Raw genomic sequence first — 21925 nt, 5'->3', positions numbered from 1 at the left:
GCTAAGGATATGCCAATAAAAAGAAGCGTCACTGCGTATCAATAAACTGCGTTTTCTAAATTAAGTAAAAAATAATTGTTCGTAAATGAACATGTGGTGTGCATTTGTGGACAATAGCTAAATTTAATATGCTAATTTTATTAGCTAAATTTATAGCTTTGAGCTATGAACCGAATAGACCGTCTCTCTGCCATACTTATTCAATTGCAATCACGCAGGACGATCAGAGCACAGGATATCGCTGACCGTTTTGAGATAAGCTTGCGAACGGTATATAGAGATATAAGGTCTCTGGAAGAAGCTGGAATACCAATTATTGGTGAAGCGGGAGTAGGGTATTCTCTGACAGAAGGCTACAGATTACCACCTATTATGTTTACCCGTGAAGAAGCTACAGCATTCATTACAGCAGAGAAGCTGGTTGTAAACCTAACAGATACTGCGAATGGTAGTTCTTATAGTAATGCGCTTTATAAGGTAAGGGCAGTTTTGAAAAGTGCAGATAAAGAATACCTTGAAAATCTGGATGACAGAATAGAAGTATTGAAGGCTACTCATGTTTCGCCGGCGTTGCATGCGTATCATAATTCTTTGCAAACTATCCTGAACGCTATTGCCGGGAAAAATGTAATGCAGTTAAATTATTTCGCATACTACAGACAGGAGCATACACTCAGGTTAATTGAGCCTGTTGGTGTATTTTATCTGGATAACTACTGGCACCTGATTGCCTATTGCAGAGAAAGAGAAGCTTATAGAGATTTTCGTTTTGACAGGATCACAGACCTCAGTACATGTGCGGAATTTTATAATGACCGTCATCCATCTTTAAAGGATTATCTCCGGGATATGTTCAAAGGGATTAAATTGGAAGAGGTGATCATTAAAGTCGATCTGTATGCTTATCCACACCTTGGACAGCAAAAATATTATCATGGGTATGTAACTGAAAATCATTTGGAAGATGGAATAGAAATGCAGTTTCTTACCATTTCCTTAGAAGGATTTGCCCGGTGGTTTATCGCCTTTGCTGATCATGCTGTTATTTTACAGCCAGAGGCGTTACTGACTAAAGTGAAATGTATTTATACTGGTATTGGTGAAAAACTTGCTCCATAAATAAAGCTACTGACATAGGGTTGTCATCCGGCATTTGTTTCTTTGATTTAACAAATAAAACAAATATGATGTCAACCATTCAAAACTTACTAAAAGAACTAACTGAAGAATCGGCAGTTACCCGTAAAATGCTGGAACGTACTCCAGCTGGTCAGCTGGATTGGCAGCCGCATGAAAAAAGTATGTCTATCAGGAAATTGGCTGGACATATCGCTGAATTACCAGGTTGGGTGAGCATGACTTTGAAAACTAATGGACTAAATTTTGCAGATCAAGCCTATCAGGCGCCTGTGTGGAATTCTAATTCTGAGTTGCTTGAAATCTTTGAAAAATCATTGGCAGAGGCAGTGGCATCTTTAGAAACTGCAAAAGAAGAAGACTTGTTGCCAACCTGGACATTGAAAAATGGGGAGCAGGTGCTGATGTCAAAAACAAAAGGAGAAGTTATACGGCATTCCATGAGTCAGATTGTTCACCATCGTGCGCAGTTAGGGGTTTATCTGCGCTTATTGGATATCCCTGTTCCGGGCAGCTACGGGCCAAGTGCTGATGATCCGAATTTCTAAGCTTTATATTTTCCAAAAAAAAGGCCTTCATTTATTATGAAAGCCTTTTTTTTAGATATTTCTTTTAACTTCGCAACATGTCAATAGAAGAATTAGAAGCCTATTTTACTGGAATAAATTTACCCGATCAAATTGAACTGGAACGTGGGGTTATGGTCATGAATGTACCTCTTTTTTTGGAGTCACATCTAAATTATGTAAAGATTAATCCTGACTTAAGATCTGCTGAGGTTTTTGTTTACCGCTTACATCAGCTGAAGGAAAGGCTGGAAGAACTTAATACCTGATCTTTTATACTTCCATTAGTATTACGCCTGCCAGGGCAATTAATGTCAATACAATATTCACTTTAAAGTGCTTATACCACCCTAATTTTGCAAATAAACCACCGCAAGCACAAGGGTATTGGTCGTAAATATGAAATACTGCCCCACCTACATAAACGGTAAACGCTCCCATCATTAATAAAGATGAATACATACCAATCAATCTTGTCTGTGGAATTATTAACAGGCCGGCTAATACAAGTTCAGAAAGAGGTAAAACGTAAAGAAGAATCTTTCCGACCCAGCGGGGAAATACCTGTGTCATTAGTGCTTGTTTAAACTGATGGAGGTTAAATAGTTTTGATAAGGCTGCATAAGCCCATAACAAAACTAGTATTCCGGTAATGATGATAATAAAAGGATGTAGGTTCATAATTTTATACATTAGGTTAATTCCAAATCAATTAATTGCAGGACTGAACGAAATAGTCATTCTAGGGAAGGACGTGTAAAGACATATTTTTGTCAGCCTGCAATTAATAGAGTGCGTTAATTTATCTTGTTTGATGAAGGCAATTTACGGACGGATTTGGCGCTAAAAAAGGGACAAATGTCCCAAAAGGATTAAATTTATAGTACAAAAAAAAGCTGTAACCCTTGGTAGAGGGATACAGCTCGAAGGCTGGTAAAATGCCGGCTGGTCAAATAGCTTGAGAAAGTGTGTGGGGAAACTGCTCGGTTAAACTGCTGATTCTAAAATCTTCTGGTTCTGGATCTGATGCGGTTTAATGTTTTTCGGGATATGCCAAGATAGGCGGCAATACTTTCTACCGATGCTTTCCTGAAAATTGCAGGACAATCTCTCATTAAGTGCAAATAATGTTCTTCGGGTTTATAAGCCGCGAATTCAAGAATTCTCTTCTCACTCATTTGCTGGTAATCCTGCATAATCTTGCGCACATATTCATTCGATTCCGGGAAACCAAGCAATATTTCTTGCACGTCATCAAAAGATATGGACAAAAGGACACCAGGCTCCAGGAGTTCTATATAAGTTTCTGAGGGAATCTGATTGAAAAAGCTATTGAGTGGAACCATAATATCACTCTCATTCCAGAACCAAAAAGGTACTTTCTTTTCTTCCTTAAAAACAAATCCCATAGCAGATCCCTTTTCGATAAACCAAGCGCGGTTAGGGATTTGTCCTGGTTTTAAGATAATCTGACTTTTGGCATAATACTCCCTCTTAATCATTTCGTTGAGTTTTAATTCTAACTCTAAACGCAAAGAATTCTTTCCTGCTAGCAGTCTGAACAATTCCTTATTTTCCATTTCACATTATAATTTAAAAATGACACGAATTATTAATTAGTCTGTAAATATGATCTGCACTTAAAATCTGTATTTTAAGCAAATCATTATAAAATAACTCAATATTTTATTGTTAAGGAGGTACGAGTAATTTGATGTGCATGGAAGATGTTATAGGTTAATAATCAACAAAATACGAAAAATATCATTTACTTTAATCATTATAAAAATAAATGTATCAACAATTGTCTATCAGTTAATGACTTCGTATTCTCTTTATAATAAAAACATTGCTTATAACCTTATTAATCTTAGGTTTTCAAAAATATTGACGAATTTTTCTGGGGAAAAATTTTTTATTTTATACACATATATATGATGAATTATTTGTCACATCGCATATTCACTTGTTGATTTAAACCTTTTTTATCTGTGCTGTTTTTTTTGTCATTTGTATTGCAAAATTTGAACTGAGAAATGATAGCTTACGTTTATTATTATCTGTGTTTTTTGTAATTGGTTAGTTATCAAAATACTATAAAAAATTTAACCCGGTTCAAACGCTTTAAAAAATCAATTGATATCCTGATTTTATTTCCTTCACTTTGCTTTTTTTTATTGTGGAGGCTTTTTTGGGTATTAATTTGCAGTTGTAAAAAAATGGTATTGTTAGAGAAAAATGGATTATAAGTTACATTTATACTGGCTGATATTATTTTGGATGTTTGATTTTGTTATATAGCGTATAGAAATTAGATTAAACAATCTGTTTGCAAATAAAGAAATTTCAGGGCGGACGATGGAGCTTGCTGGTATAGTTCATATTTTTAGTTTTAGATGGCTATAATTTGTTTACCTCCATGTAATTTGACTTCTTGCCCTTTCCAGCTAAATGTTCCTGAGGTCTGTTCCGGTAGTAATATCTCTGCGCGGATTCCGTCCTTTCCAGTCCGCTTAAGTATAACAGATACTTTTCCAGAAGGAATAGGCATGGTACCTGTAACTTCTTTTAATTCACCTAAGGAAGGTTTAATTAATACTGTTTTAAAGCCTGGGGTTTCAGGCATGATGCCGCAAATCGTAGCCAGAAAATCATAATCCGGACTTGCACTCCAGGCATGGCAATCAGACCGTGTGGGCTCAGGTTTTTCTGCGAAAGTTGTTAATCCCATTTTTAGCATATTTCTCCATGGCTTGAGCTCCTGATAATATAAATCTCCCATTTCAGCCTTTTTTAAAGCCTGCGTTAGATAAAATCGATAAAAAAAAGTAACCTGACCTATGGATTTATCATTCAGAATCTTTCTCATCATTGTCTGTGCCTCCTGTAGTGTAACACCTCCACTTAGTACAGCCCATATGCTAGCATGCTGACTATAGGTTAGTTTTTCGGGAGTATCCGCCATCAAGCCATTTGTTTTATTATAACAATACCAGTAGGTGTGGTCATTCAATTCCAATGCAAGCATTTCCTGGTCATCTGCCTGTGTGGGGTGGTTGAAAGCTCTGAATAGCTCTGCAGCTTGATTTAAGGTATAGGCATATTGTAAAGTGATGATAGAAGAGTTTCCCTGATCTGCACCTGGAGCTGTGCCCCAGTCATTGAAATTATCCCAGTCCACAAAATTCCACCACGTGAGCGGACCTAACATTTTTTTCTTTTGATCAATATGGGTATGAAACCATTCCAGCGTCTCATTGATAGCCGGGAGAAATTGTTTGACAAAAGCATCATCATGCCGGTGCATCCAATAATCATGGATCATAGATACCCAAAATAAGGAGAAGGTAGGAATGATTTGTAATCTGTTACTCGGATAACGTCCCTGTGTTAATCCTTCGGGAGTGCGGGAATGATAAAAATCCAGAATCGCTTTCCGCATTAGTCTGTCATCGCCAGAGGTATAAAGAGAGATTAAGGCTTGTATACGACTATCGCCTGTATATTGTAATTGTTCATAATAGGGGGTATCATAATATAAATCTCCAGCACAAAGTTGTGCTGTACGCCAGCCTACCTTCCATATTTCCTGTAATGAAGGATCATTGCTGGAAAATGATGCATTCATTTTAAGCGGATAGCCCGTTTTCATCCCATATATATCATTCAAAATTAATGGGTCATCTGCAGTCATAATGTCCAGCTGCAAATAACGATAAGCTCTAAACCATAAAGGACGGAATTTTCTATTGCCTTCACCATCGGGCATAAAAGTGTCGTAATTTCCTTTAATTTCTTTACCTTCTATCTCGCTTCTATTTCCTTTTTGATCTTGTTTATCAAATAATGCTTCAGCGTAAGTCATCTTGACTCTGGATCCTTTGCCACCCGAAACTATTAATTCGGGGTAAGCAGCTGTCATTGCCTGCTGGTCAAGCAAAATACTTACCCTTTGATTAGCTGGAATAGTGAGTGGCCTTTTCCCGGTTACAAAGTCTTTCGTTACGTTAATGCCATTTGTACGGCGGACAACTGGAAAACGCAATATGCTTTCCGTGAATAAGGGAATATTTCTCGGAGCTAAAGTCCATAAATTATCGGTTCCATAGCCTACAGGCTGAGGATGTGTGAGCTCTGCTGCAGCGTTCCACGAGGCATCATTATATGCAAGAGTTTCCCAATCCCATGGATACAATTTGCCATCTACCTGGTCACCCGGGCCAACTACCATATAGGCTTTTAATCTTTCTCCATTATCCAGAGAACAGGGGGTATAGGCTTTACTTTTTTTGACTTTCCAGCTCAGATCAGTATTGACCATTTGCTCTGCGGCAGAGTTACCTTGTACGACAAAAGCTGTTTGATTGGAAACTTGTGCTACAGCAGCAAGGTTACCCATATTCCATACCAATGCGGCAAGAACGTTCTCTCCTTCGGTTAAATAAGGAGCGATATCTATGGTTTCAAAAAACCAGTTAAACAGATCGCCGCGAGCCGGGCCTGAGCAGACCGCTTTACCGTTTACTAATAGGCGATAGCGATTATCTGCACTTACATGAATTAAAAAAGATTTTGGTTTAGTAGCTGTAGGGAGTAGAAAGGTTTTTCGGAAATGATAGACTCCGTATTCACGTTGTTGTGTGGCTGGAGAAGTAATCCAGGATGCAGGCCATGCACTTTGAAGCAATTGTGGATTAATGGAGGGCGGCGCCTGACTCATTACCTGATTTATGCCACAAAATATGGTGCACATCATAAGGAGTAATCTGAATTTCATAAGCTCAGTTTATACAAAGGTGTTGGATATATTTGGTTTTATTAAAATGGTAAAAAACCGATTCAATACATATGTGTAAATGTGGTAATCGGCATGGCTAATCTACATAATTCTTTATATTTTAGATAGTTAGTTTTTAAAATAGCTGTAAATACAAGGACTCGTAATTCACTATTTTTCAAATAAATGCGACCATTATTTTTTAAATGCATTTAGCTGAATTCAACTTTCTGCTTATTAAGGTGAAACAGGAATTTATAAAATAAATTTTTACCAGTGCTGAAAATTTTATGATTTAACCATTTAGTTATATGAATATGAGAACTACGCAATTGGTTTATCATTCTTACTCTGATGCGGAATTAACTGCTTACTTGAAAGAAGGGGACAGGGCAGCATTTGAAGAGATTTACGAAAGGTATTGGAAAAAGCTTTATAACGAAACTTTTAAGCGGTTACGAAATATAGAGTTAGTAGAAGAGGTGGTTCAGGATGTTTTTAGTGATCTGTGGATAAAAAAAGAGAAAAAGAATATTGAGAATATCTATGCCTATTTAATAGGGGCTATCCGCTATCAGGTATATATGCTTTACAAAAAAGGTAAAACGACACCACATTTTGAAATCCCGCTTGATCATTTGCTCTTATCCTCCTTACAGGCAGACTCTTTATTTAAAGAGAAAGAACTTAAATGGTGTATTTCTATCTGGTTGGCAATGCAACCTGTAAAACGGGCGGAAATTTTCAAAATGAAATATCTGGATGACCGCTCTACCAAAGAAATTAGTGAAAGACTTAATATTTCCCAGAAAACAGTACAGAATCAGGTGCTTCATGCTTTTTCAGATTTACGAGCTTTTTTGAATAGAATTATGGCGTTTCTGTATTTATTATAATGCTTATTTTTAATTGGCTTTCTGCTCTTCTTCATCTTCGAAAAACTTGATACTCGTATTATTTAGATGTAACCTGGCAATAAAGCCCTGAAAGTAATCATGGGCAAAAACTCTCGCTCCTGAATTTCGGATATAGTCATCGTCTTCCCCTATTTGCAGATTTTTAAAAGGGTGCTGCTCCCAAAATGATTTTCTATAAATCAGTGATGCACCCGTTAACCAGGGTAGTTTAGAATTGCTGTTTTTTGTCATCCAATAACGATTAAGGGCAGGCGCGAAAAATTGCACCTGGTCGATGCCACAAATGTCAGCATCAGCATTGATTAATGCCTGTACCTGATGAGAAATCCAATCTTGTGCATACCAGTCATCATCATCCCAGTGTGTGATCAATTCTCCATTCGCTATTTCGCAAGCGATATTACGTTTTGTGCCTATTTTGCCAAGTGGTTCGAAATAAAAATACCTGATGCGTGGGTTTTCAGGAATTAAATCAGCTACAGAATCTTTTCCGTCATCGATGATAACGAGTTCAGCATTCATATAATCTTGCTTTAGAAAATTAGCTATTGCATCGGGAATAAAATCTTTACGATTAGCCGTTGGCATAATGCAACTTACCAGAGGCAGATCTGAACTAGTCGAAAAGATAGAGTGCTTTTCACATACTTCCGGGGCATCCATCTTTTTCATCCATTTTTCTACTCTTATTTTTTTTCGTGGATCTTCATACATCAGGATTCCAGAATTTTCTCTGTGAATGACGCTGATATAACCATCAATGTAGTTATGCGGATGTATTTTAGTCTGGGATGACTTCCAGATAAAGTCATTATCTTCTCCAGCCTGCAAGCCATGGAAAGGCTGTTTGCTCCAGAAAGATTTCCAGTAGGCTAAAGTTCCGCCATAAACCCATGGCTTTTCTTTTTCAGTATCTCTGTAGGTCCACCTTTTATTTGTAAAAGCAGAGAAGAAATTGATATCACATAAACCGGTAATATCTGCACCAGAGCTAATTAAAGCATTGACCTGTTGGCTCACCCAATCTTGTGCATACCAATCATCGTCATCCCAGTGAACAATAATTTCTCCCTTGGACTTTTCGCAGGCTATATTTCTAACCTTGCCAAGACTGGTACCTAATGAATTATTATATACATAATGGATATTTGGATGTTTGGGAATCAGTGAAGCGATAGATTCTTCACTGTCATCAATAATAACAAACTCTGCATTTGGATAATCCTGATGCAAAAAAAAATCAATAGCATAGGGAATGAAAATCTGCCTGTTTGCCGTAGGCATGATGCAGGAAACTAGTGGTAAATCCATAATCAGGTTTTTTTACAATTTAAGCAAGAATGCAAAAGATTAGGCGGGACAAATGTCCCAAAAAGGTGTTACTGAAATAATTTCTGGTATCCATATTAAAAATATTTTCAATGGGCATAGGAGATTGACTGATTTTGATATACTGTTATAATAAAGGTTATCATAGTACAGCAATTAAATGAACTCAAAAAAAGTTAAAGACGAATTTTTAAAAGCGGTTGAAGCCTATTTAGAAGGTACCGCTGACGAAGCTCAATTACTATTTGTGGAACAATACTTCGATCTTTTTTTAGATACGGAAGATATTTTCGAGTCTATGGATAGCAGAGAGATACAAAATATCCATGACCGTATCATTTCGAAGATTAATAGTGAAATCGAAAAAAAAACTAGAATCTCCACTGGTCAGATAGAAAGTGCACGTTCATTTTCAAAGTATCTGTACTTAGCTGCGGCAGCTGCTTTTGTGATTCCAATGAGTCTTTATATATACCAAAGAAATCAGATTAGGTTTAAGCCTGTTAGTACTCAATTGATTACTAAAATTACACCAGGAGGAAATAAAGCTGTTCTGACTTTGGCCGATGGATCCAAAATATCTTTGACTGATGTGAAAAATGGAGAAGTTGCGAATCAATCAGGTAGCGTAATTACTAAAAGCAGGGATAGTCAGTTGGTTTATCAGCAGTCTGCTGCTGCTTCAACTGCTAAAGAAATTACATATAATACTATAGAAACACCTAAAGGTGGACAGTTTCAATTGATTCTGTCTGATGGAACAAAAGTTTGGCTCAATGCAGCATCTTCTCTACGTTATCCTTCTGCTTTTGGCCGGGGAGATCGTAAAGTTGAATTAGTTGGAGAAGCCTATTTCGAAGTCGCTAAAAATACGGCTAAGCCTTTTTTAGTTTCTTCAAGTAAACAGGTGGTGGAAGTGTTAGGTACGCACTTTAATATTAATGCCTATACAAATGAACCTGTTGTCAGCACTACTTTACTTGAAGGAAGTGTTAAAGTAATCAGTCCTTTTACAAATACCTATAAAATTATCAAACCCGGACAACAATCACTCGTCAATAGCGGTGATACTAATAATATGGGAATTAAAGTGAAAAACATCGACCCTGATGAAGCTGTCGCCTGGAAAAATGGATATTTCATGTTCGAGAAAGAAGGACTTGCAAGTGTATTAAGAAAGGTATCGAGGTGGTATGATGTCGAAATCGAAAACCCGCGAGGAGAGAAATTGGACAAGCTTTTATTTAGTGGAACACTATCAAAATACAGCGATGTTTCGAAAGTATTGAGAAAGCTGGAATTAACGGGGTCGATCCGCTTTAAGATAATAGGAAGGAGGATTATAGTTATGAATTGAAACGCTACTCAAAACAAAATCAAATAAGTTAAGGGTGCTGAAACACCCCTAACTATTTGGTTTATAGCAAGATTTAAGCAACCTATTACTAATGCAGAGAGTGTACCCTAGAAGATATTTCTCTTTGCAAAAAAAAACCAAGGATATAAAGGTATGAATTATTATACTAAACTTTCGGGGTGCCTGACGGGCAATCTGAATAAATTTTTATTAGTAATGCGACTGATGATTATTTTGTTTTTTGTGGGTATGATGCAAGTGTCCGGTGCTACATATGGACAGAAAATAACCCTGAACCAGAACAAAATAAAAATCACACAGCTTTTTAAAGAAATCAAGAGGCAAACCGGGTATGATATACTGTGGCAGTCTGAAAAGCTGAATGAAAACAAGATAATTAGTGCAAATTTCAATAAAACTGACCTTAAGGAAGTTATGGCTCAGTGCCTTGCCGGGCAAAATTTAACATTTGCAATCGAAGACAATAGCGTTGTGATTAAACAACGGCAAACTTTAGTCCGTTCATTGAATATGCCGCTGCTTCAGGATTCTATTATTTATAGAGGGAAAGTATTGGATGAACAGGGTAAACCATTACCAGGCGCTACTATTCGTTTAAAAGGAGGGTCAAAAAGCTCCGTATCTACGGAAAGTGGTTATTTTGAGCGATATGGTACTAAAAAAAGTGTCCTTGTTATCTCTTATATAGGGTATAATATTAAAGAAGTTTCTTTGGTCGGTTTGAATGCAGCAAATATGATTACGGTTAAGATGAATCCGCAGTCTGGTGTTCAGTTAGGCGAAGTAAATATTGCGAGCAATGGTTATCAGGATGTTCCTAAAGAACGGGCCACAGGGGTTTTTGAGGTAATTAGCAAGGAACAATTACAGCATACTACAAATACAAATTTGCTCAGTCGTTTGGAAGGGATAACTACTAGTATGAATTTCAGAGATGATCTGGTTCCTACAAATTCTTCTGCAAGCAGAAAAAATCCGACTACCAGATCGCCGCTTACAAATTTAACTATTCGTGGTAAAAATACCTTATCTGTTACAGGTGGAGATAATAATAGTGGCAGACCTCTGGTTGTTATAGATGGAATTGCCAGCCCTTATTCTATTGATCTGGTGAATCCCAATGACGTAGAAAGCATTACTATTTTAAAAGATGCTGCCTCGGCTTCCATATGGGGATCCAGAGCTGCAAACGGCGTAATTGTAGTAAAAACTAAAAAAGGAAGTTATGAAAGCCCCTTACAAATTGCCTTCAATGCCAATTTGAATATTACACAAAAACCAGATCTTTTCTATCAAAAAACTATGAGTACCTCAGATTATATTGATGCACAATTATATCAATATAATCAACAGTATCCAGGACCAACTGATCATACACCTGACCCGGTAATTAATGCTGGTCAGGCGGCAATTTCTCCGGTCGCGGAAATCATGGATCAGCAACGGCGAGGGCAAATTACACCTGATGTGGCAAAATCTCAAATAGATGCATTACGGGGCAACGACGTTCGTAACGATCTTACTAAGTACTTTTTTCGTAACGCAGCTACACAGTCCTATTCATTAGCAATTTCAGGAGGAAATCAACAAATATCCCAGCGTTTTTCTGCTGGCTATGATAAGACCTTAAACAATACTGTGAAATCTGGATCAAATCGTGAGGTTTTGAATTATTCGATTTCGGCAAAACCTACAACTAAACTTGAACTCCAGGCAAATGTTATTTATTCTCAATCAAATACAACTGATCAAGCAGGTGGAGATGGCTTTAATGGAATAAACTATGCTACTGGTAACATCGATTTCTATCCCTACAGTCGGATAGCAGATAACCAAGGTAATCCATTGTCAATTACTAAAGCATACAGCCAGGCATTTTTGAATCTTTTAAATTCTACCTATGGGGATAAATTGTTAAGTTATGATTACAAGCCGTTAGTAGATATTAATGACGGTTATAATAAGACCAAATTGCAGAATATTAATGTAAATCTGACGGCTACTTATCGGATACTTCCTGAACTGTCTGCAAATGTTACCTACAATTATAATGTTAGTTCTAGTACTTTAGAAGATCTGGACCGGGCAGAATCGTGGTATATGAGAGATAAAATTAATTCGTTTGTGACCCCAGTGAATGCTTATGATCTCTATACTTTTTTACCGCTGGATCCGGGTATTAGAAACCTGCCGGTAGGTGGCCAATATGTAAAAACTATTACTAATACTAATAATCAAACTTTAAGAGGTCAGTTAAATTTTAATAAAACTTGGAATGATAAACATAACATTTCTGCGCTAGCAGGAATTGATGTTTACCGAAGTTATGGTAAAGTGATATCCAATGGTTATTATGGATATAATGAAAAAGATTTTTCTTTCGCTGGGAACTTAAATAATAACTATTTTTATTTATTATTATTTGCTAACCCTATAAGTGGTGCAGGTGTTAATACTGTCGCACCACCTTCAAATTTTATTTCGGATGCAAATGGAAGAACGATTAGTTATTTCACTAATGCAGCTTATACTTATGATAACAAGTATATACTTTCTGCAAGTTTTCGACGGGATTTATCAAACGTATTCAGTTCAGTCGGAAATAATGGTGGAACTCCTTTTTATTCTCTGGGTGCCGGTTGGAATATCAATAATGAGAAATTCTATAACTTTTCACTTTTACCAATTCTAAAACTAAGGGCAACTTTTGGATATAATGGAAATACCAATCCTGCTATTTCTCCTTCACCACTATTGTCTTATACTCCTGCTAGTCAGGTTACTGACGGTAATTTTCTTGGGTTTGCAGATATACAAAACCCTTCCAATATCAAATTAAAACCCGAAAAGACTTCTGTATTGAATTTTGGGCTTGATTTTGGTCTAAGGGGTGGACGTTTATCAGGAAATGTAGACTACTATCAAAAAAGAACTAAAGATCTGTTAGCGAATAACGCAGCTGATCCGAGTACAGGATTCAATCAATTGCTTTTCAATTCTGGAAATTTGTTTGGTAAGGGAATAGACCTGACCTTAAATTCTTTGAATGTACGGACTGGACTATTCCGTTGGACTAGTAATTTCTTATTCAGTTACAATAGGGTTAAAGTTACTAAGCTATATGCACCTATTAAATATAATGCAGGTAGCTTGGTATCAAGCCCATCTCTTTTTACTGAAGGTGACGACTTATCTCGTGCTTTTGCTTTTAAATGGGCAGGATTGGATCCTGCAAATGGTGCCCCAAGAGGTTATTTAAATGGAAATATCGTTACCATAGATAATACCACAACTGGTTCTGATGCGTATGGAGCTATTATTGCTCAACCAACTAGTTCTTTACATTATTTTGGCTCACTGATTCCTGTTTACTATGGCTCTTTCCGCAATACATTCAGCTATGAAAATTTTTCACTTTCGGCAAATCTACTCTATAAACTAGGTTATTGGTTTAGAAAACCAATTTCTACTATAGTTCAGTACAATAATTTATATACCACTGGGAATTTGCAGGGAGCGGAATATGCTAATAGATGGCAAAAGCCAGGAGATGAGGCGTTTACTAATGTTCCTTCGGCGATTTATCCGGGTAATCCAAACGGAGATGCATTTTACAGGTATTCAGATATTAATGTCCTGAAAGGCGATCATGTCCGTTTACAGGAAATCAATCTCTCTTACACTTTTAACAAAAAGAACTGGGTGCTCAAAAATCCAAGAGTTTATGCTAATGTATCAAACTTGGGGGTAATCTGGAGAGCAAATAAACAAGGCCTTGACCCGGATGTATATGATTTTCCGTTGCCAAGAACCTATAGTCTCGGTTTAAGTGCTAATTTCTAAAATTGAAGAAAATGAAGATTTATAAATTCTCGTTATCGATTCTTATGTTCAGCTTAATGTTGAGCTCCTGTAAAAAATACTTAGATGTTAAAACTGATAGTAGACAAAGCATCGCTGAGACTGCTGAAGATTGTCAGTTGCTATTAGATAACTATGCTGTAATGAATACTGGATACCCAAGTGATGGAGAGCTTTCTGCTGATGATTATTATATGAAAGCTATTAACTATAGTACTCTCAGCGACCCTGTCGATCGTGATCTGTATATCTGGTCGGCTGGGGCAAAACGAGCGCTTGGAGCTCCACAATGGCAAAATCCGTATAAAGTAGTACTCCAGGTGAATCTGGTTTTAGAGACTATTCAAAAGCTGCAGGGAGGTTCTACGGATCCGGCTACCTTAAATTCTTTAAAGGGGGCAGCTTTATTTTACAGGTCATATGCCTTTTGGAACGTCGCGCAATTATATACTAAACCTTATACCGCTGCAAGTGCTGGTCAGGATCCGGGTATTCCGCTGAGAATGACCACTGATTTAAGTGAGAAATCAGTACGTGGTACTGTTCAGCAAACTTATGACAGAATTATTCAAGATCTTAAGGATGCTGTTAGTCTTTTGCCTGCAACCTCCAGTGTACCCACAAGGCCAAACAAAGCATCAGCCTACGCTATGCTTGCACGTACTTATTTGTCAATGGAAGATTATCCAAATGCTTTAAGTGCCGCAACTTCGGCATTACAACTTAATAGTCAGTTGATGGATTACAATGCGATCAGTATTATTTCTGGTACTCCTTTTAGTCCACGTTTTAATAAAGAAGTGATTTTCCATTCAATAACTAACCCTGGAAAGACTTTAGTACCAAATAATTCTGCAGCCAGAATTGATTCGACCTTAGTTGCATCTTACGATAGTAATGATTTGAGAGGTAAGATCTTCTTTAAACGGATTCCCACAGACGGCACTTATCGTTTTACAGGGAATTATGAAGGTTCATTTTTTGCCTCTAATTTCTTCAATGGACTGGCTGTAGATGAATTGTATCTGACCCGTGCAGAATGTTACGCCAGGACTAATAAACCAGCAGAGGCAATGACTGACTTGAATACTTTACTTGTGACAAGATGGAAAACTGGCACCTATGTAAATATGATTGCAACTGATGCAACTGATGCTTTGACCAAAATACTAACAGAAAGAAGGAAAGAGTTAGTAATGCGGGCACAACGTTGGACAGACTTACGCCGATTGAACAAAGTTGCTGCAACAGCGAAAAAATTGCAAAGAGTACTTACGGGTATAGGTACATACGAGCTGCCTGCAAATGATCTAAGATATGTTTTATTAATTCCCGATGAAGTGATCTTAAATGCTGGAATAGAACAGAATTCACGATAGCATAAGTATTTAACCAAGTAAATCATAAATAACTAATTAACATGAAACGATTGATGAGATGGCTTCGACTGTACGGTATAAGTATGCTGGGAGTTTTAGCGGCAAGTGGCTGCAAAAAAGTGGCTCCTGATGAAGTAAAGGTAGACCAGAGTTATTCCCAAGTAACCACTTTTGTAGGTAGTGGTGGTACTGGAGGTGGTTATAGTGATGGAACAGGGAAATTGACAGCGTTTAGCTACATGGCTGGTATTGCGATGGATGCTACTGGTAACTTATATGTAAATGATCAAAATAACTTTCGCATACGTAAAATAACATCTGCCGGCGTGGTGACTACTTTTGCAGGAAGCGGAGTAAATGGTTATACTGATGGAACTGGTACAGCAGCACAATTTAGTTATCTTGAAGGTATGATAATTGACGCTTCTGGTAATCTATACGTATCAGACTATGGCAATAGCGTTATCCGTAAAATTACTCCTTCAGGAGTGGTTTCTACTTATGCGGGAACTGGTCATGCGGGTATGATGGATGGGCCTGTTGCTACTGCACAATTTTCCAATCCTGCTGGTTTAACAATAGATAAAACAGGTAATTTATATGTAGGAGATAGCGGTAATTTTGCAGTAAGAAAAATATCGGCTGGAGGAATAGTCAGTACCTATGCTGGTGTTCCTGGTACTCCTAATTATTATCCAAGCAGATTTAATGGAAGGGCTAGTGATCTTACTTTTGGACCTAATATAAATGGCCTTGCATTAGACGCTGCTGGAAACCTTTATGTCTCGGACAGATATAGTAATTTTATACAGAAAATTACTCCTGAAGGTGATGCTGTTACATGGGCTGGTGATGGAACTACGCAGTCTTCAGGTATTTTTCCTTACAGAGATGGATTTAGATTAACAGCTGAATTCAATTCTCAAACTTATATGAGCATTGATGCAGTTGGTAACCTTTACATTGCTGACCAGGCTAATAACCGGATCCGAAAAATTACGCCAGATGGAAATGTTTCCACTCTCGCTGGTAATGACAAGGCAGGCGAAGTTGATGGACGAGTACCTGATGCTCAACTTAGGGCACCAATTGCAGTAACAACTAATGCTGATGGAAGTATTGTTTATTTTACAGAATATAACAGGATTTGTAGAATAGATAATATTACGACTTATACTAAGCCACAAAATAGTTGGAATAATCCTCAAAGCTGGGGAAATCCTAATTAACAAAAGTCAAGATTACCTTAATATATACTATAAAGCTTAGTAAAATGAAAAAAATATCTCTAATAATTATCATTTTTGCAATCTCAATCTTAGCAGCAAGTGCACAACAGCAAGAGAAGGGGGAAGTTAAGAAAAGAATAACCTATAGCATTGGTGCAGATATAGGAATACCAGCCGGGTATGTGTCAAATTATTCATCATTAGTTGCCGGCGCCTCTTTACAGGCAGAATACCAGGTTTTAAAAAAAACTGGTATTACTGCAAGTGCTGGTTATCTTGATTTTATAGCTAAAAGAGCAGGAAAGGGGGTGTCTTTTATTCCACTTTTACTGGGAGCTAAGTATTATTTTACACCAAAAATTTATGCTTCAGGGCAAGCGGGTCTCTCATTTTATGGCGGCAGAGACCATGGAGACGAAGAGGGTGGAGGAAGTGGTGAAAAGTACTTTACTTATGTTCCAGGAATTGGCTTTCGTACCTCTAAGCACTTTGATGTATTGTTTAAATACGAATCGGTCTATATCGCGTCTTCTACAAAAACATATTCTTCTGCCGGTGTAAGAATCAGTTATAATTTCAATTTAAATTAAGCAATGAAATTAACATTCTATGTTACCTGCCTTTTAAGTCTGGTTTTTCTAAAAGGATTAGCGCAAACAGATACTTCTACTTTTAAGTACCGAAAACCACTTTTCGACTTTGACTATCAAAAGTCAGTTTTTAAGTTACAGAATGAACAATTGACTAACAAAAATAAGTTTTTGCGTTTCTCTGTTGTCACAGGATACAGAGAAGGTGTTAAGCCGGTCTCTGGTGCATTCGGTGTGAATTTTAATTCTTTTTTTAATCAGGATACCGGTTTACAATTGATCAGTATGTATAATTTGTCAATTGCCGATATGCTTACACATGGGTTAGTCAGGCATAACAACATACTACTGGAAGTGGATGATCCATCAAAATACCTTTATGACCCTAAATATGGTGATAAGGAGAGTTGGAACAGAAAGAACGCCTATTGCTTTGAGTTAATGCTCCCAATTGGGATAATCAAAGGCGGAAAAACAATAGATGAATATGTTGCCAATTCATTCGGTGTCAAATTTGGTATGGAGAAAAAAATGGTTAAAGTACTTATTCTGATACGAACATCAACTGTTGACAAACTTAAATCTGCTGAGAAAGGTGAAGCTAAATATGATTTAAAAGGTTATTTTAATAATGTATCCATTGATAGGCTGGAGCATCCACTTGCTGAAGCAGGATTACCACCAATGGTTGATGAAACGGGGTATAAAGATCCTGTAGATCTGAATCTTAAGATTGATTCATGGACAGATCTTTCTGCTTTGCGTAAAGAATTGCATAGGTATGATCTTGATCTGATTGATGGCATGCGTGAACTGGAAATGTTTGTTATAAAAAAAAATAACTGATGAGATTAATAAATATATTAGCTATACAGCTCTTTTTGATTGTTTTCAACGTAGATGCTCAAAAAACTTATAAAGTACCGGATCAAAGTATGGCCGATCTTCCAAACCTATCTATTGGAGATAAATTGCCCTATTTCACCATAAAAAAGATTATAAATTCAAATAAAAAGTCGGGGCTAACAGCTGAATATAACGATCAGTTGTTAATTATAGATTTCTGGGCAACCAATTGCTCTGGTTGCGTGGCAGCACTTCCCAAAATGGATTCTTTGCAAAATAAATTTGGATCTAAAATCAAAATATTGCCGGTAACTTATGAGAAAGAAGCATATGTGCTTAGTTTTTGGAAAAATAATAAATATACTAGACATCTCTCATTGTCATCGGTAATAGAGGATAAAACCTTTTCTTCTTATTTTAAACACAAGTCTATTCCTCACGAAGTCTGGATCTATAAGGGTAAAGTAATCGGAATCACTTCATCAGATTTTGTAATTGCGGATAATATTCAGTTAGTGCTTGATGGAAAGAAAATTAACTGGCCGGTGAAAAATGATTTCTATGTATTTGATGCCACAAAACAGTTGTTGTTTGCTCCTGATCCAAATCAGATAGATACAGGATCAACGTTCATGAAATATGCGGCAATATCTGATTATAAAGAAGGCGTAAACTCAGAAGGTTTTGGTGCATCTGGTATTGTAAGAGATCCTCGTAAAAAAATGGTTAGAACTTTCTTTCTAAATCACCCGATTTATAGTGCGTATTGGATCAATTGGAATTATCTGATAAAAACAGAAAATCTAGTTAGGCCTGCCACTACATTTACTGCAAATCAAATTGTCTGGGAAGTGCTGAATAGATCTAAATATATGTTTCTTGAAGGTTCTGGTGGGTTGCAAGATTGGCTAGTGAGAAATGGTATTTGTTTTGAATCTGTAAATCCTGACACTGGACAGACGGATGTTGCAATTCATAAGTCTACAATAGCAGATTTGGATCGTTTGCTTCGTTTACATGTCCGTTGGGAAAAGCGAAATGAAAAAGTTCTGGTTTTAGTACGTACCGATAAAAGTGTAATATTAAAAAGTAAAAAAGCTTTAACGGATCAATATGATGACCATCTGGTTATTAAAGGATCTTTACATCAATTTAGAGATTCACCGCTAAGCAGTATAACCAGACAAATGAATCAACAAGCAGATAATCCTTATGTTTTTGATGAAACTGATTATACTGGGAATTTAGATATTGATTTGAATTTCTCTTCATGGACTGATATTGCTGGGATAAAGAAGTCATTACAACATTATGGTCTGGATTTGAAAGAGGAGGAAAGAATGGTCGATAAATTTGTTTTCACTGAACTTGATGGAGGAGGGATAGCTGATAGTAAATTAATCGCAGATTCGAAGGCCAGAAAGGCAGCGCAGAAAGATATGAAAGGACCTTTATCCGAAGAGAACAATCTTTTTTTAATGATGAACAAGAAAAAAGTCGGAATAGTTGCTTTACCATCTGGTCTACAGTACAAAATTATACACCAGGGTAAAGGGGGTAAGCCAAGTTTAACGAACAAAGTTAGTGTAAACTATACAGGTATGCTTGTTAATGGGAAGATTTTTGATAGCTCTCTGGAGAAAGGTTTACCATATATTCTAAATGTAGATCAAGTGATGAAAGGTTGGTCAGAAGCTTTACAGCTAATGCCAGTTGGATCTAAATGGATAATTTATATTCCTTCAAATCTTGCTTATGGAGGAGGGAGTAATTCGGGACAAATTCCACCAGGTAGTACCTTAATTTTCGAAATAGAATTGTTGCAAATTATGAATTAAGGATGGGAAATTATAATTTAAGAATTGAATTTTTTAGCGGGTTGCTAATAATAGCAGCTCTACTACTATTACCAAATATTTTATTTGCTCAAACAGGAGAAAAAGTCAAAGATAATTGGCAAAATCTGGATCTGAAGACAGATAGCGTATTTGGAATCAGTATGGAAAAAGCATACACGGAACTGTTGAAGGGAAAGAAGGCGAACTCAGTTATAGTTGCGGTTATTGACGGAGGCGTGGATGTGAATCATGAAGATCTTAAATCTGTAATCTGGACAAATCCTAATGAAATACCAGCCAATGGCAAAGACGACGATAAAAATGGTTTTATCGATGATCTGCATGGCTGGAGTTTCTATAGTACTATTGTAAAAGAGGATGAAAAAACTCAAGTATTCTTAATACAGAATAAACTGAAAAATGTACTGGCAGATGAGAAAATATTAGATCAGATTCTGCAAAAGATAAGTAAACCTGATCCTGTTATTGATGATTTTAGGAACTATATTCCAGGTAATGCAGAGGAACAAAAAATGCAGACTACAATTGTATCTGGTTTGAAAAGTTATCCTGATTTTGTACGGTACAAAAAAATCAACCTTAAAAGAGCAGTTAATTATTATAATATGCAACTTGCTTATTATGAAAAACGTGATTTTGATCCTATTACGGGCGGACCATCTGCCTACCATGGCACTCATATTGCTGGAATTATTGCTGCCGTTAGAGATAATAATATTGGTATTAAAGGAGTAGCTGATCATGCACAAATAATGGTGATCAAGGCTGTTCCTGGTTTGAATCCAATTGGTGAAGGCGATGGGATGATGGGTGTAAGTCAGGAAAATAATTTAAGTCAGGATGAAAAAACTAAACCAATTGCAGATGCGATTCGTTATGCGGTTGATAATGGTGCAAAAGTAATTAATATGAGCTTTGGTCAGCCTTGGACTAAAACTACAGTTGCAGTTAATGAAGCCATAAAGTATGCCATAAGTAAAGATGTTTTAATCATTCATGCTGCTGGTAATGAGGGTCAAAATCTGGATCAAATGACTATTTATCCTGACCGTATGACTGTGGAAGGTCGGGATATATCAGCTTGTTGGATAGAGGTAGGGGCCTCTGGCTGGAAAAATGACGAAAAATTGGCGGGGATATTTTCTAACTATGGCAAAAATAGTGTAGACGTATATGCTCCTGGAATTGTGATTACCTCTACAGCTCCCCGTTCAACATATCTGGACGATACAGGTACAAGTATGGCTGCTCCAGTAGTTGCGGGATTAGCTGCAGTAATCAGGGAATATTGCCCAAAATTAACAGCTTCAGAAGTTAAGACAATGATCATGAAATCAGTTATACAAGTTCCAGCCTTAAAAGATAAATGCATTTCTGGAGGAGTGATTAATGCTTATAAAGTCTTCGAATCAGCGAAATTTGAATAATATTATATTTTGATTATTCAATAGTACAACTAATTCATGTACTAATGAATAGTCAAAATAATATTATGCTCTTTACTGTTTTCTGCTTTCTCATCATTTACGTATTTTCCAAGATCTGACTTGATCAGATTGAACGAAGATTAAATTAAACTTTAAAAATTAATAGGGTGTACTCTATTATATATATCATCTTTTTTTATAATCTATGACTCTTATCGATAAGAAAGGATTGATAAACTTTATTTAACATCTGTTTTTTCTGGCTTTTCGATTTTCACTTTGATTGTGCTAATCCTTAATTTTTCCCGTAAACATATTTTTTAATACCTGCACTTGCATCCGGTTCTGCTACAAGTGTTACTAGTATAATGCCAATATAATTTCTGATATTAGCAGATATTACTGATGGATTAGGTCCACCATTTGGTGTATAAATGGCACAAATACGACGTCCATTTATACAAGCAGGTTTAACAGTGGTTAGAATGTAACTTGCAATTAGTAAAGGATTGCCAACCCCATTATAAGCGTACCATGTCCTATACTGAGATTAGTTTACAGTAGAAAGTAGATTACTAATTTATGTTTACCTAGTTTATTACAATTTCCTGCCCTTAGTTTACAATAGGA

General features: G+C 36.6%; 16 protein-coding genes. 12 read left to right on the top strand and 4 right to left on the bottom strand.

What is annotated here, in order from left to right; translation table 11 throughout:
- Positions 1-165 precede the first annotated feature (165 nt).
- The 3 genes from ABIB30_RS07910 to ABIB30_RS07900 all read left to right on the top strand — a co-directional run bounded on the left by ABIB30_RS07910 (position 166) and on the right by ABIB30_RS07900 (position 1972).
- Complete coding sequence (locus ABIB30_RS07910) at positions 166-1119, top strand: helix-turn-helix transcriptional regulator (protein ID WP_354300836.1); 954 nt, start codon at positions 166-168, stop codon at positions 1117-1119.
- A gap of 65 nt (positions 1120-1184) precedes the next feature.
- Positions 1185-1685 (top strand): DinB family protein, encoded by a 501-nt coding sequence (locus tag ABIB30_RS07905; protein WP_354300834.1) that lies wholly within the window; start codon positions 1185-1187, stop codon positions 1683-1685.
- 77 nt (positions 1686-1762) lie between these two features.
- A complete protein-coding gene (locus ABIB30_RS07900) occupies positions 1763-1972 on the top strand; it encodes a DUF6965 family protein (RefSeq protein ID WP_354300833.1) in 210 nt (69 codons plus the stop codon).
- A gap of 4 nt (positions 1973-1976) precedes the next feature.
- Here the strand turns inward: ABIB30_RS07900 and ABIB30_RS07895 are convergent, their stop codons facing one another.
- From ABIB30_RS07895 to ABIB30_RS07885, 3 genes are all read right to left on the bottom strand, one after another.
- Entirely contained in the window at positions 1977-2384 is a 408-nt protein-coding gene (locus ABIB30_RS07895; RefSeq protein WP_354300831.1) for a MauE/DoxX family redox-associated membrane protein, read from the bottom strand.
- A gap of 320 nt (positions 2385-2704) precedes the next feature.
- Complete coding sequence (locus tag ABIB30_RS07890; RefSeq protein ID WP_354300829.1) at positions 2705-3283, bottom strand: Crp/Fnr family transcriptional regulator; 579 nt, start codon at positions 3281-3283, stop codon at positions 2705-2707.
- 812 nt (positions 3284-4095) lie between these two features.
- Positions 4096-6423, bottom strand: coding sequence for a family 78 glycoside hydrolase catalytic domain (locus ABIB30_RS07885; RefSeq protein ID WP_354300827.1), 2328 nt, complete (start codon positions 6421-6423; stop codon positions 4096-4098).
- A 368-nt stretch (positions 6424-6791) separates the two neighbouring features.
- On the opposite strand from ABIB30_RS07885, the gene ABIB30_RS07880 reads away from it, so the two are divergent.
- Positions 6792-7376 carry an RNA polymerase sigma factor gene (locus ABIB30_RS07880; RefSeq protein WP_354300824.1) on the top strand — a complete coding sequence of 195 codons (585 nt, stop codon included), beginning with the start codon at positions 6792-6794 and terminating at the stop codon, positions 7374-7376.
- A gap of 9 nt (positions 7377-7385) precedes the next feature.
- Here ABIB30_RS07880 and ABIB30_RS07875 read toward each other — a convergent pair whose 3' ends face one another.
- Positions 7386-8708: a glycosyltransferase family 2 protein gene (locus ABIB30_RS07875; protein ID WP_354300822.1), complete on the bottom strand. Its 1323-nt coding sequence runs from the start codon at positions 8706-8708 to the stop codon at positions 7386-7388.
- Positions 8709-8886: 178 nt separating this feature from the next.
- Here ABIB30_RS07875 and ABIB30_RS07870 point away from each other — a divergent pair, with 178 nt between their 5' ends.
- The 8 genes from ABIB30_RS07870 (at position 8887) to ABIB30_RS07835 (ending at position 21295) form a co-directional block, all read left to right on the top strand.
- Positions 8887-10083, top strand: coding sequence for a FecR family protein (locus ABIB30_RS07870; protein WP_354300820.1), 1197 nt, complete (start codon positions 8887-8889; stop codon positions 10081-10083).
- A gap of 153 nt (positions 10084-10236) precedes the next feature.
- Positions 10237-13947 (top strand): SusC/RagA family TonB-linked outer membrane protein, encoded by a 3711-nt coding sequence (locus tag ABIB30_RS07865; protein ID WP_354300818.1) that lies wholly within the window; start codon positions 10237-10239, stop codon positions 13945-13947.
- A gap of 11 nt (positions 13948-13958) precedes the next feature.
- A complete protein-coding gene (locus ABIB30_RS07860; protein ID WP_354300816.1) occupies positions 13959-15344 on the top strand; it encodes a RagB/SusD family nutrient uptake outer membrane protein in 1386 nt (461 codons plus the stop codon).
- A gap of 41 nt (positions 15345-15385) precedes the next feature.
- The gene (locus tag ABIB30_RS07855; protein ID WP_354300814.1) at positions 15386-16573 is read left to right on the top strand and encodes an NHL repeat-containing protein; all 1188 of its coding nucleotides are present in this window, start codon (positions 15386-15388) and stop codon (positions 16571-16573) included.
- A 44-nt stretch (positions 16574-16617) separates the two neighbouring features.
- Complete coding sequence (locus tag ABIB30_RS07850; RefSeq protein ID WP_354300813.1) at positions 16618-17163, top strand: outer membrane beta-barrel protein; 546 nt, start codon at positions 16618-16620, stop codon at positions 17161-17163.
- Between the two features lie 3 nt (positions 17164-17166).
- Entirely contained in the window at positions 17167-18009 is an 843-nt protein-coding gene (locus ABIB30_RS07845) for a hypothetical protein (protein WP_354300811.1), read from the top strand.
- On the top strand, positions 18009-19847 hold the full coding sequence (bamJ, locus tag ABIB30_RS07840; protein WP_354300809.1) for a BamJ family beta-barrel-assembly machinery protein: 1839 nt from the start codon (positions 18009-18011) through the stop codon (positions 19845-19847). Before ABIB30_RS07845 ends, bamJ begins: the two co-directional genes overlap by 1 nt.
- Positions 19848-19849: 2 nt before the next feature.
- Positions 19850-21295 (top strand): S8 family serine peptidase, encoded by a 1446-nt coding sequence (locus ABIB30_RS07835; protein WP_354300807.1) that lies wholly within the window; start codon positions 19850-19852, stop codon positions 21293-21295.
- Positions 21296-21925 lie beyond the last annotated feature (630 nt).

It is taken from the genome of Pedobacter sp. UYP1, assembly GCF_040547305.1.
Classification (GTDB): domain Bacteria; phylum Bacteroidota; class Bacteroidia; order Sphingobacteriales; family Sphingobacteriaceae; genus Pedobacter.
This window is presented reverse-complemented; position numbering and strand designations above follow the sequence as displayed.

What these genes read in the sequence shown, in the direction of transcription:
- ABIB30_RS07890 (WP_354300829.1), bottom strand. Translation starts at nt 3,283, where the DNA reads ATGGAAAATAAGGAATTGTTCAGACTGCTAGCAGGAAAGAATTCTTTG.
- ABIB30_RS07895 (WP_354300831.1), bottom strand. Translation starts at nt 2,384, where the DNA reads ATGAACCTACATCCTTTTATTATCATCATTACCGGAATACTAGTTTTG.
- ABIB30_RS07850 (WP_354300813.1), top strand. Translation starts at nt 16,618, where the DNA reads ATGAAAAAAATATCTCTAATAATTATCATTTTTGCAATCTCAATCTTA.
- ABIB30_RS07860 (WP_354300816.1), top strand. Translation starts at nt 13,959, where the DNA reads ATGAAGATTTATAAATTCTCGTTATCGATTCTTATGTTCAGCTTAATG.
- ABIB30_RS07875 (WP_354300822.1), bottom strand. Translation starts at nt 8,708, where the DNA reads ATGGATTTACCACTAGTTTCCTGCATCATGCCTACGGCAAACAGGCAG.
- ABIB30_RS07835 (WP_354300807.1), top strand. Translation starts at nt 19,850, where the DNA reads ATGGGAAATTATAATTTAAGAATTGAATTTTTTAGCGGGTTGCTAATA.
- ABIB30_RS07870 (WP_354300820.1), top strand. Translation starts at nt 8,887, where the DNA reads ATGAACTCAAAAAAAGTTAAAGACGAATTTTTAAAAGCGGTTGAAGCC.
- ABIB30_RS07865 (WP_354300818.1), top strand. Translation starts at nt 10,237, where the DNA reads ATGAATTATTATACTAAACTTTCGGGGTGCCTGACGGGCAATCTGAAT.
- ABIB30_RS07900 (WP_354300833.1), top strand. Translation starts at nt 1,763, where the DNA reads ATGTCAATAGAAGAATTAGAAGCCTATTTTACTGGAATAAATTTACCC.
- ABIB30_RS07885 (WP_354300827.1), bottom strand. Translation starts at nt 6,423, where the DNA reads ATGAGTCAGGCGCCGCCCTCCATTAATCCACAATTGCTTCAAAGTGCA.
- ABIB30_RS07905 (WP_354300834.1), top strand. Translation starts at nt 1,185, where the DNA reads ATGATGTCAACCATTCAAAACTTACTAAAAGAACTAACTGAAGAATCG.
- bamJ (WP_354300809.1), top strand. Translation starts at nt 18,009, where the DNA reads ATGAGATTAATAAATATATTAGCTATACAGCTCTTTTTGATTGTTTTC.
- ABIB30_RS07845 (WP_354300811.1), top strand. Translation starts at nt 17,167, where the DNA reads ATGAAATTAACATTCTATGTTACCTGCCTTTTAAGTCTGGTTTTTCTA.
- ABIB30_RS07855 (WP_354300814.1), top strand. Translation starts at nt 15,386, where the DNA reads ATGAAACGATTGATGAGATGGCTTCGACTGTACGGTATAAGTATGCTG.
- ABIB30_RS07910 (WP_354300836.1), top strand. Translation starts at nt 166, where the DNA reads ATGAACCGAATAGACCGTCTCTCTGCCATACTTATTCAATTGCAATCA.
- ABIB30_RS07880 (WP_354300824.1), top strand. Translation starts at nt 6,792, where the DNA reads ATGAATATGAGAACTACGCAATTGGTTTATCATTCTTACTCTGATGCG.